Genomic DNA, 11,238 nt, shown 5'->3' with positions numbered 1-11,238 from the left:
TCCCAAGCTTTTCCAGCGTGATATCTGCTCTCTAGGATCCCATCTTGATGTCACTAAAGCAATTTTTCGAGGTGCCCTAGAGCAGATCAGGATTTTCCGCGATGAGCACGGTATTGAACCAGAGGCTACACTTACTACCGTTCAAAAGCAAGCTGAAAAAGATCCAATGGCAAACAGCAACTTTTTGAAAGTGGCCTTTCTTGAAGGATGCCACCGGATAGGCATATTTTAATGATGGTCAAGATAATACATTCAATTTGACAACAGAACATAAATGGGTGGCTCTCCAGGATCACCCCTGCTGAGTGAGGGTTTGAACCCTACCTAACCTGCTGCACTCATCGCTTTTTTGAGATGTCGAAGTCCTATGGCATGATGGGGCATCCACGAATTTCCAGGAGAACAAAGCACAGCTATGGTTTGGTCACGTCCCGACGGCAGACAGGCTGCCCAACTTCGCCCCATTTCCTTTCAGCGTCACTTTACCCGCTTTGCCGCCGGATCGGTTCTGGCAAAGTCCGGCGAGACACAGGTGCTTTGTACCGTTAGCATTCAGCCGGGGGTTCCTCGATTTCTCAAGGATTCAGGCCAGGGCTGGCTCACGGCTGAATATCGAATGCTGCCGGGGGCCACACCCGAGCGGCAAGCGCGCGAATATCTCCGTCTGTCGGGGCGCACCCAGGAGATTCAGCGCTTAATTGGCCGGAGTCTGCGAGCAGCCCTGGACCTGACGGCCCTGGGAGAGTACACCCTCACGGTGGATGCCGATGTTTTGCAGGCCGATGCCGGCACGCGCACCACCGCCATTACAGGCGGCTACGTGGCACTGGTGGACGCCATTGGCACCTTGCTGGCTGCTGGGGATCTTTCCCAATCGCCCCTGCGCCGGGCCGTGGCAGCGGTATCAGTGGGCCTGATTGACGGTAATCCCTATTTAGACCTCAATTATCCGGAAGATGTGGCTGCTTCGGTGGATCTCAACGTGGTGATGACGGACAACGCGGAGCTTTTGGAGGTACAAGGGACCGCTGAGTCTGGAACCCTGACGCGATCGCAGCTCAACGCCATGCTCGACCAAGCCGAGGTGGGCATTGCTGCCCTGATGGCAGCCCAGCAGCAGGCTCTGTCCTAATATAATTGCTGTTATTTGTCATTAAAACCACAATGGGCATTGCCACTCAACTCGGCATTATTTTGATTCTAATCTTGGTGAACGCATTTTTTGCGGCCGCTGAGATTGCCGTCGTGTCCCTCAGCCCGATCCGCCTGAGAACCCTGGCAGACCAAGGCGATCGCCGTGCCCGGATGATTCAGAAGATCACCCGCGACAGCACGCGATTTCTAGCCACCATTCAAGTGGGCATTACCCTGGCGGGATTCTTTACCTCCGCCACCGCGGCCTCGCAGCTTTCCACTCCGCTAGCCTCGGTGCTCACTCCCTGGTTAGGGAATCTTGGCCCCAGTGTCAGCTTCATTTTAGTCACCGTGATCATTGCCTTTATCAGCTTGGTGCTGGGGGAACTGGTGCCCAAACGCATTGGCCTGCGCAATGCAGAGGCGATCGCCTTGAACTCCGTGGGGGTGATTAGCTGGATTGAACGCCTCACTCGCCCCATCGTGCGGCTATTATCCTTCACCACCAATGCCGTCGTACACCTATTTGGCGTTGGATCCTTGGATGAGGAGGCCATCATCCAGGTGGAGGAAATTAAGGCCCTGGTCGAGGCCGCCCGGCTGGGGGGCACCGTCGGGGTTCAAGAGGAGCGAATTATCCATGGCGCAGTGGAATTAGGCTTTCTGACTGCGCGGGCGATCATGGTGCCTCGGGTCCAGATTCAGTATGTGTCCATCGGGGCCATGATGGAAGACGTGCTCAACATCGCCTCGGAATTTGCCCACACCCGTCTTCCCGTCTGTCAGGGAGATCTGGACAATGTCATTGGCGTCCTCCATGTGAAGGACTTGGTGGGCCTCTCGGCGAAATGTACAGAAAACCAGCCCCAGCTACGCGAACTGGTGCGCCCCGTGCGCTTCATTCCGGAAACTCAGCCGCTCACCGATCTGCTCCGGGAAATGAAGCAAAACCGCCTGCATATGGTCATTGTTCAGGACGAGTTTGGGGGCACCGCCGGACTGGTGACCCTGGAGGATGTCCTGGAAGAGATTGTCGGTGAAATCCGGGATGAATATGACGCGGCAGAGGAGCAAGCCTTTAAGCGACTGGATGATTCCAGCGGGATTTTTAACCTGCGGGAAAGCCTGGCAACGGTGAACCACGAGCTGCACATTTCCCTGCCCAGGGATGAAGCTGCGACCTTGCGCGGTCTGTTTCTCCAGGAACTCGATCGCTACCCAGAACCTGGCGATCGCCTCCAGTTTGATGACATTCAGCTAGAGGTTATGCAGGAGGGACTGCGGGTCAAAATTCATAAACGATCTGAACTTGACGGTCCAGAGAGTTGAAAGATTCCGGTTTCAAGGGGGCATGATCCAGGAGAACATGGCGGCTAGATCCCTCTCCCACCTTCCCCGGTGGAGTTCATCCACCCTACCCGCAGAACATCCTATCCACTAGATCAAAACACGACCCGAATTTGAACCCCTACCCGCTCCCCTCGTGAAGTTTAGCGCCTATGACCGCGACTACCATCAGTGGCTGGAGGCTCAAATTAGGGCCATCCAGACGGCTCAATTTCATCAGCTCGATACCCACCATCTCATTGAGGAGCTGAAGGCCGTGGCAAAGCGAGACAAACGGGATCTGGGATTTCACCTCAAACGGATGCTGTATTATCAGCTCAGGTGGCAGTGCCATCCAGAACGGCGCAAGTTTCCGCGATTGAGGCCCGGCCCGCGTTATGGAATTTGGCATAGCACCATTCAAGATAGCCGTGAACACATCCGGCGCATTCTGGCTGATTCCCCCTCCCTGCGAGATCACCTAGAAGCGATCCTGGCCCAGGAATACGCCCAGGCCCGTCTAGATGTTGCGCAAACCGAAGGAGTGCGACCGGCTATTTTTCCCAGGACCTGTAAGTGGAGCCTCCAGGACCTTCTGGCAGAGGATCAAGATTAAAATGGGGACATGTGCAGAGGGGGACAAGAGGGTCCAGATCCATCGTTTATGCCAGAAGGTCCAGAAATCAAGCGCGCAGCCGACCGCATTGCCAGAGCCATTGTCCATCAGCCGCTAACCTCAATTTACTTTGCCTTTGAATCGCTCAAGTCCTACGAGTCTTGCCTGGGGGCGGCGCAGGTGATTGAGGTGCAGCCGCGGGGAAAGGCCTTGCTGACGCGCTTCTCCAACGGTCTGACGGTGTATACCCACAATCAGCTCTACGGAGTTTGGTACGTGCGGCGGGCAAAAAGTTTCCCCCAGACCCGGCGACAGTTGAGACTGGCGATCCATACGGCTCAGAAATCCGCTCTGCTCTACAGCGCCTCAGACATTATGGTGCTCACGGAGGATGAAGTGGCCGGGCACCCCTTTCTCAACCGCTTGGGACCCGATGTTTTAGATCCAGAAACCACTCCTCAGCAGGTGAGCGATCGCCTCTTATCCCGCACCTTTGCTCGCCGCCGCCTTGCCACACTCCTTTTAGATCAGCAGTGTCTGTCGGGGCTGGGAAACTATCTACGCAGTGAAATTTTGTTCCTGGCTGGCCTGCATCCCACTCTGCGTCCAGCAGACTGTAGCCAGGCCCAGATACAGGCCCTGGCCGCCGCTACTCTCTCCGTGCCCTGGCAATCCTACCAACACCAGGGAATTACCCACGACCTAGAGCAGGCCAAAGCTCTCCAGGCCGAGGGGAAACCCCGCTGGTTCTATCGCCATTGGGTCTTTGGTCGTCAGGGCCAGCCCTGCCACCGCTGCGGGGATCCGGTTATCAAGGCCATTCTGGGAGGACGAAGACTGTATTGGTGCCCCACCTGTCAACCCCTTTCCGTCTCGGACCGCAAGGCCGATGGAGTCGCTAGGGACGTTAGAGCATGAGCCAGAGGGCGAGCCCCCAGAAGGGAATCAGTCGCAAGGGGCGCGATCGCTCACCAGGGGGAATAATGGCCCCCATCAGCCAGATCTGAAATCCATAGAACAGGACTAAATCGACCCAAAAGGCCAGGGTCAACCGGTTCGTCAGCACCTGATTTCCCAGGAAAGCCCAGCGATCTGCATACCCCCCACTGGCCGGGTCTACCCAGATTCCCCAGCCCACCGCGAGGAGGCCCACTCCAAAGCCAATTGCCCCAAACAGTTTTGCCAGTTTACCTTTTGGGATCGGCTCCAATTCTGGGGCTTGGCATAATCGCAGGGCCATGTAGGGGAGTAAAAAGACATTGGTTAAAAACATGGCCAGACTCCAGATGAACAGCGTCGGTAGCTTCCGCCCCCGAGGATCCAGCGAAAGGATCGGCAAAAACATGAAGATCCAGCCCTCTGCGAAGTTAAAGAGGGCTTGCAGGGTGGGATGAACCGATGCTGCTGGCAGGGCGGAAAATCCCAGGCGATTGAGCAAAGGTAGCACAAAGAAAAAATTCAAAGACTCATCCAGGATTTCCTGAACGGTGGCGGGACGGATGGCCCAGACGGGGTCGCCCGGCAGCCACCCCGCGGGAGCGAGTAGCAGCAGACCGATGTAGAGGACGGTGAGGAGGCCCAGCAGTACTGCCAGGATCGGAGGATGGGAGAACTTGAGTGGGGTCATGGAACATCTAGTCTAGGCACCAAGGGTTATGCTAGCGCCACGGTCCAACCCCAGCCGTTGAGCCCGCGCGGATTTGCCATTAAAATACGGGCAATCCCATCCCCTCTCCCCATGTCCCTATCCCATCCCGAAGCCAAGCAGCTGTTAGAGCGTCTCATTTTTGACGAAGAGAGTCCCCAGGTCTGGGTGCAAGATGTCTGGGATATGAGTCCAACCCTGGGAGAAACGGCAGCAAAGCTTTCGGAAATCTTTAGCGCCTTGGTGGACTGTTGCCCCGCCGATGAACTCGATCAGCTTCTAAAGTTGCTCTATCAAGATCAACTTCACTAGACTGATTTCAATAAACTTCTGGTTCACGGAACCCGCGCATTCCAGTTTAGCGAGACGCCAGCTTCTCTGGCAGACTGGCCTTCAGCTGCTGATAGCGATCCCTCAGCTTTTGTTTGCTCATTTGGGGCATACGGCTGTGCTGGCGCTGACTCGCTGCGGTCAAACTCTGCTGAAGCTGCTGTCGCTGGGCCGCGCTGAGCTTCAGGGAAGACACCTGAATGGGCCGGTCAGGGGTCGCAGCATCGTACAGAATAAACCAATATTCCCCCTGCTGAATCAGGGTGGTCAACATCCCCTGCCACTGGGACTCCGCTAAATCCAAAAAGCAGGGTAAGGAGCGCATTTTTCCATTGTCGTTGTAGAGCACCGTCACCCAGGCCAGCATGGGATGGGGATCTAGCTCCACCAGGAACTCAATATGACGATGGGGCAAAAACTGCTGCTGAATTTTGGCATTGGCCAGCATCGCCCAAAGGCCAACCCCTTCTTGATCCGGAAGGTGCATAAACTTGGCAAACACAATTTCGGCGATGGGCTTATCGCTGGGCCAAGATAGGGTGATCGCCCACTCAGGAATGGCTTCCTGACGCGGTGCAGGCTTGCCCTGAACTGCTGAGTCAGGAATAGAGTTGCTGCTTTTGGGGATGAAAGCCGAGGCGTCAGCCAGGGTTTTGGTGGCGATGGAGCCGCTAAAGGACAAGGATGCAGCAGAATCGACGGTGCCGAAAATTTCATCCAGAATATCGCTGTGGGAAGGGGCAGTGGCTGCGTAGACGGGGGAAGCCGTCCCAAGATCCTGAGAAATAGCTTTGAGGGTGTCGAGCACCGCTTGCACCCGCTGCGGACGTTTTTTGGGGTCTTTGACCAGGCAGCGAAGAATAATATCCTCCAGGGCTTCTGGGATCTCAAGCCCAGGTGAGACATCCCGAATCAGCCGGGGGGGCTGCGTGCTGTGGGCATGGATCCAGGCCGGAACCGTATTTGTCTCCGGCTGAATGGGGAGATGCCCCGTGAGGGCCTCAAACATGGTGACGCCCAGGCTGTAAATATCCGCCGTGGGTTCAAGGCGCTGACCCTGGAGCTGTTCTGCGGAGCTGTAGGCCAGGGTGCCCATGGGCCGGTGCTCCTCCGCCTTATGGGCAGGGTGGAAAAATTCCGCGATCCCAAAATCCAGAATTTTAGCCAGCTCTCCCAGGCTGGGGTTATGGGTAATAAAGATATTGCCTGGCTTCAGGTCGCGGTGAATGACGGAGTAAAGCCGATTATCGATGAGCACGCCCTGGTGGGCGCTGTGCAGTCCGGCACAAACTTGCTCCATGAGCTTCAGACAGCGGGGAACCGTCAGGGGCGTGCGGGCGATCTCAGCTTCTAGGGTCACGCCATAGATGTATTCCATGACGTAGAAGGGAATCTGATTTTCGTGAACCCCGTAATCCAGGACGCGAACAATGTTCACATTTTGATGACCCAAAAAAGCGCCCATTTGCGCTTCCCGCGAAAATTTTGCAATCATTTGCTGGTTGAGCAGGTTCTGAGCCATGGCTTTTACCGCCACGCTAACCCCCAGCAGTTTATCCTCGGCTCGAAATACCCGTCCCATGGCGCCTTGCCCAATCATGTCCGAAAGCAAGTATCGATTCGCCAGAAGCTGGCCTGGTCGCAGCTCTAGTTCGTTGAGGTCAGAGCCCCCAGCCCCCTCAACAGACTTTTTATTGAAGAATCGATCCAGTAGCGTCATAGAGTCATCTCAAGCAATTTTGGAGACTGTTTTTATGGCTCCACGGACCTAGCTAGGCCCGCACTCTAAGAAAAACCCGTCCAGTGGGACACATTGCTGGATAGTTTTTGCCCTGGAGCGCCCTGCGAACAGGATGAGCAATTCTATTGTGCCCAGGAATAAAATTCGCCTGACATGGTCCCAGAGGGCTTCTGGCAAACGCTTAGAAATTACGATCAAGATAGCCTCGAAGGGAGCGATGCAGCTGAAATCCGTCGGGTTCAATCTCCAGCAGCGATCGCCCCCAGAGGGACTGGATCGATTCGAGCACTTCACAAGCGGACAGATCCGCGGCGAGGGCGCGCTGAATATGGACCAGGGGAATCCCATGGGACTGGGAGGCGAGCCACTGGATAACCTGGGTTTCCGAGTCCGTTGGGCGCTGCCCCTTGCTGATCAAGCAGCCGACGAATGTTGCCATAGACCCAATTCTCTTGCTTCAGCCAGGTTCCTATCCGCCCCTGAAATAGGTCGCGGATTGTGGCTGCAGCGGTTTGCAGGGCCTAGGGATTGCCTGCGTAGGTGTCGACCAGCGAAACGCAGGATTCAAAATCAAGATGAACAGCTATAGTGCGACACACCACCAGTGTTAAAAAATGCCTTGGGTTTTAGACGATAGTATTTCTCTTCTACTTCTGGTGATTGCTCATCATAGGGATAGCTAAGGACTTCTTGCAACTCTTTAACTAATGTGTAGTCCCCCTGCATGGCTTGGTTGTAAGCGGGGACAATCAACCACTCTCTCCATGTGTATTTTGGGTTAGTCTGTTTCATATTTGCTGATATTTCAGCCAAGTTGCCGTCGTTCATGACGAGATCGCGCCAGCTTTCTAGCCAAGATTGCCATTGCTCGTCGAGTGGTTGCGAAGTTTTAACGTAGAAGCTCTTTTTCAAGGCTGAGAGATCGTCGGGTATGTGAGATAACTCGCGGAAGAAAATAGTGTAATCCACCGCCGAGTGGGTCATTAACTGCATTAATCCCTGAAATAGCTTTGGGTGATATTCAGTCAAGCCAAGTTTGGCTGCCCACATTTTTTGGATTTGTTGTTGCATGGCTTCCGCAAAGCCACGGCGCACTTGGTCGAAAGGTTCTAAAGCTTCAGCATTTTCTGCAAGTAGCGGTCTCACAGCTTTCCAAAACATATGATAATTTGCTTCTGCTGCGATTGGTTGATTGAAGAATGAAAAGTGTTTGCCGCCGCCAATCCAAGGTTGAAACTCAGGGTCAAAAATTTCACAAAACCCAAAGGGCCCATAATCGAGGGTAAAGCCGCCAGCGGCGCAGTTATCACTATTAAAATTACCCTGGCAGTAACCAATACGTTGCCAATTGGCCACCAGTGAAGTAAGACGCTGGCGAAATAACTTAGCCAACTCAACCAATTGATCTGCAAAACCAAGGTTTTGATTAATCTCGCTTTTGTATTCTCGCTCAATGAGATGCGCAACTATCATACTCAACTCTTCTAAGGCCCTTGGATGAGCATTGCTGCGAGCGCGACGGGCAAATAACTCTAGCTGACCAACCCGCAAAAAGGATGGTGCAACGCGAGTTGAAATGGCGACAGGATTGTCCACCAAAATATCAGGATCAGTGGAGTGGGAGTCTTGAGAATACCAAGGCCGGGTCACGGTCTCAGATTTAGAAACATACAGGGTCAAAGATCGCGATGTTGGAACCCCTAGGGCCTGCATATATTCTTGCGCCAGAAACTCACGAATACTTGAACGTAAGACTGCGCGTCCGTCGGCACCACGGCAATAAGGCGTTGGGCCGCCACCTTTCAATTGCATTTCCCAGCGCTGGCCATTGATGATTCCTTCAAATACAGATATCGCCCGACCATCGCCATAACCATTACCGGTACCAAATGGACATTGTTGGATATATTCGGTGCCATAAATTGACAGGGCATAGCCAGTTGCCCATCCCACCTTTCGCATAGGCTCATGCGTCGCAGAGATATCACCAGAAAATATCTGGCGAAATTGTTCATTAAATACCAGATCGTCGCTCAACCGAAGTTCTTTAAAAAAAGTGCTGCTATGGCTTACATATTCTGGTTCTGCAAGCGGCGTCGGTGTCACCGGTACGAAGTGACCAGAGAAAACCTGACGGGCACGGTGATCATCCCCCTCTCCGGTGGCGTCAGGGTCGGCATTCAAGGTGTCCATCAGAGAATAATCCGCCAGTCGTACGAACTCATCGAAGGTCGTTACGCAGGGCTCAGCAGATGGTTTAGATGGATAGGACATTGTTGCTAGCGCCGGTATTGTCGGGAAAAACTCAGGTTTAATAGAGGACTTAGCAGAGGCTAGCATATTCAATGTGGAGTTTTCCAGGCTAGCTGACTTATTCAATAAGGGGGATTGAGGGAACGATAACTCGGGCGCATCCGGCCATAACTCGAAAGCGATTTAGTCTAGAGTTAGGCTGCTAGGCATTTTTCGGTCTTAGCGACCAAAATTCTCCGATTCTATCCGCAGGCCTCTTTGGAGAAGTTGGCTCAGCTTTGATGGACTGGCAGGTCGTAACCTCTGCGGGAGATCTGACAACAGACGAGAGAGAAATGGTGTTGAGGGGAGCGATCCGCTTCCAGTGCAGGGGTTGATCGCTAGCGGAATGGCGGAGGGAGAATGAGGGGCGATCGCAGGAGCTACCCGTGGACGGGGACTCACCCCTACTGCTGTCTCACTCCCGGAACAGCGATGGCCAGCAACTGAACGACAGCGGGGTGTTGTGCAGGACTGTGAAGGTGATGGTCTTCAGCCGGTCGGAGACCATCGCGGATCTGACAGGAGTGAGCCCTTTCTTTCCGCACCGGGTGAGGATACAGCGGCGACAAATTTGGTGTTTTTGTGAGCCTGTTTGCAGTGACAGTCTTGGCGGGTATGGGCAACCCGTTCATGCAGCCTCGCCACTTTGATTTGGGCCTTCTTCCAGTTGGCTGACCCCGTTTGTTTCCGCTTTAACCTGCGTTGCAGCGATTTCAGCTTGCGTCGCAGATTTACCAAAAACTTAGGCCGCTCAACCTGAAGACCGTCTGAGGTGGAAAGACAATATTCCCTCTCTCAGCGCGTAGTTCCAGACCTTGCGGCACAGCTCTCAATCTTGGTCGATTTGTTCGGCTTGCTGCTTAGTCGGCTTCAGCCTATGCTCATACGCCAGAGCTATCATAGAGTCATCATAAACTTTAGTCACCTGTCATGGCTCAACCATTACAGTCCCTTTATCAGTGCTCTTACGGCATTCACTTTCACTGGGTCGCTTGCACTCAATATCGCCGTCAGTGGATCACCGAACCCATGCTGGACCGGTTAAGGAGTTCAGATCATGACTAACTTCGCCCAACGATCAGGGATACACCCCCCTCAACAAACTCCGAAAGATTCACTGAATGGTGAGGATGCAGGACTACACGCCCAATTCATTGCTGGAACCAAAAACGGCCTGGTAACCCTCAGCCCGGAACCGCAGGTTGAGCTTTTAGGGTATGACATTACGGCACTGGCCTCTGGTTCAAACACCGTGTGGGCCATTACCGACCGAAACGCAATCTGGCAGCGTGATCTTGAACACCAGTGGCATCAAGTTACGACGGTCAGTGAGGGAGAGTTGCATTGCCTATTCCCCTTTGCAGAGTCTCTGCTGGTGGGGACATCCAGTGCCTGCCTGCTGCGGGTACAAGAGGGTGATCTCAAACGAATTAACTGCTTTGAGTCCATCGAGGAACGGGAGGAATGGTATACGCCTTGGGGCGACCCACCGGACGTGAGATCACTTGCCATCAGCCCTTCCGGCATCCTTTACGTCAACGTCCATGTGGGCGGTATTTTGCGTTCCGATGATGGGGGGGCAACCTGGCAACCAACCATCGATTTCCATGCCGATGTACATGAAGTCTGCACTGTACCTGGCCGACCTGATTGGGTCCTGGCCGCGACCGCTCAGGGATTAGCCATCAGCAAAGAAAAAGGGGAGACTTGGTGCTTTGACAGCGAAAATTTGCATGGAGCCTATGCTCGGGCTGTTGCTGTCTGTGGCGAAATCGTCCTGATGTCTGCTTCCACTGGACCCCATACTGATAGGGCGGCTCTCTATCATCGTCCTCTGGATCAGCCTGGTGGATTTAAGAAATGTCAGCAAGGGCTACCGGAATGGTTTCCAAGCAATATCAATACCGGCACCTTAGCCACAGCCGGATCTTGCGCGGTCTTTGGTACCCGAGAAGGCAAAATTTTTAGGTCTACGGATGCGGGTCAGAGTTGGAAGTCCATAGCAACGGGATTGGCCCCTATTCAATGTCTGGTGATGGCTTAAACGTCCCATCAGATCTGAGGAGGTTCTGAAGGCTACCAATTTAAGGCGGGACAGTTTTGAGAAAAATGTATTTTTTGGGAGAGTGCTCTAACCAGGGTTGATCCTGG

At 53.9% G+C, this 11,238-nt stretch carries 11 protein-coding genes and 1 pseudogene; 7 read left to right on the top strand and 5 right to left on the bottom strand.

The window, feature by feature from the left end; translation table 11 throughout:
* The 5 genes from QQ91_RS20800 to nei form a co-directional block, all read left to right on the top strand.
* Positions 1 to 232: hypothetical protein (locus tag QQ91_RS20800; protein ID WP_236096239.1), on the top strand; the 232-nt coding region annotated here is incomplete at its 5' end.
* A gap of 183 nt (positions 233 to 415) precedes the next feature.
* Positions 416 to 1,132 carry a ribonuclease PH gene (gene rph, locus QQ91_RS20795; RefSeq protein ID WP_166283612.1) on the top strand — a complete coding sequence of 239 codons (717 nt, stop codon included), beginning with the start codon at positions 416 to 418 and terminating at the stop codon, positions 1,130 to 1,132.
* Positions 1,133 to 1,137: 5 nt separating this feature from the next.
* A complete protein-coding gene (locus QQ91_RS20790) occupies positions 1,138 to 2,463 on the top strand; it encodes a hemolysin family protein (RefSeq protein WP_250833428.1) in 1,326 nt (441 codons plus the stop codon).
* Between the two features lie 154 nt (positions 2,464 to 2,617).
* On the top strand, positions 2,618 to 3,076 hold the full coding sequence (locus tag QQ91_RS20785) for a DUF29 domain-containing protein (protein WP_166283610.1): 459 nt from the start codon (positions 2,618 to 2,620) through the stop codon (positions 3,074 to 3,076).
* 48 nt (positions 3,077 to 3,124) lie between these two features.
* The gene (gene nei / locus QQ91_RS20780) at positions 3,125 to 3,994 is read left to right on the top strand and encodes an endonuclease VIII (RefSeq protein ID WP_166283608.1); all 870 of its coding nucleotides are present in this window, start codon (positions 3,125 to 3,127) and stop codon (positions 3,992 to 3,994) included.
* Here the strand turns inward: nei and QQ91_RS20775 are convergent.
* On the bottom strand, positions 3,984 to 4,703 hold the full coding sequence (locus QQ91_RS20775; protein ID WP_166283606.1) for a hypothetical protein: 720 nt from the start codon (positions 4,701 to 4,703) through the stop codon (positions 3,984 to 3,986). The genes nei and QQ91_RS20775 overlap by 11 nt on opposite strands.
* Positions 4,704 to 4,814: 111 nt before the next feature.
* On the opposite strand from QQ91_RS20775, the gene QQ91_RS20770 reads away from it, so the two are divergent.
* The gene (locus QQ91_RS20770; protein WP_166283604.1) at positions 4,815 to 5,033 is read left to right on the top strand and encodes a hypothetical protein; all 219 of its coding nucleotides are present in this window, start codon (positions 4,815 to 4,817) and stop codon (positions 5,031 to 5,033) included.
* 46 nt (positions 5,034 to 5,079) lie between these two features.
* Here QQ91_RS20770 and QQ91_RS20765 read toward each other — a convergent pair whose 3' ends face one another.
* The 4 genes and pseudogenes from QQ91_RS20765 to QQ91_RS20750 all read right to left on the bottom strand — a co-directional run.
* Positions 5,080 to 6,771 (bottom strand): serine/threonine protein kinase, encoded by a 1,692-nt coding sequence (locus QQ91_RS20765; RefSeq protein ID WP_166283602.1) that lies wholly within the window; start codon positions 6,769 to 6,771, stop codon positions 5,080 to 5,082.
* Between the two features lie 202 nt (positions 6,772 to 6,973).
* The gene (locus QQ91_RS20760) at positions 6,974 to 7,231 is read right to left on the bottom strand and encodes a hypothetical protein (RefSeq protein ID WP_166283600.1); all 258 of its coding nucleotides are present in this window, start codon (positions 7,229 to 7,231) and stop codon (positions 6,974 to 6,976) included.
* Between the two features lie 131 nt (positions 7,232 to 7,362).
* Positions 7,363 to 9,066: a protein adenylyltransferase SelO gene (locus QQ91_RS20755; RefSeq protein WP_166283614.1), complete on the bottom strand. Its 1,704-nt coding sequence runs from the start codon at positions 9,064 to 9,066 to the stop codon at positions 7,363 to 7,365.
* A 603-nt stretch (positions 9,067 to 9,669) separates the two neighbouring features.
* Positions 9,670 to 9,876, bottom strand: a pseudogene (locus QQ91_RS20750) (transposase); the annotation flags it as partial.
* 268 nt (positions 9,877 to 10,144) lie between these two features.
* Here QQ91_RS20750 and QQ91_RS20745 point away from each other — a divergent pair.
* Positions 10,145 to 11,131 (top strand): WD40/YVTN/BNR-like repeat-containing protein, encoded by a 987-nt coding sequence (locus QQ91_RS20745; RefSeq protein WP_166283598.1) that lies wholly within the window; start codon positions 10,145 to 10,147, stop codon positions 11,129 to 11,131.
* The last annotated feature ends 107 nt before the right edge of the window (positions 11,132 to 11,238 follow it).

The sequence above is a fragment of the Lyngbya confervoides BDU141951 genome, assembly GCF_000817775.3.
In the GTDB taxonomy this organism is placed as follows: Bacteria; Cyanobacteriota; Cyanobacteriia; order Thermosynechococcales; family Thermosynechococcaceae; genus Lyngbya; species Lyngbya confervoides.
The sequence above is the reverse complement of the archived record's forward strand: the minus strand, read 5'-3'. Positions and strand labels throughout refer to the sequence as shown.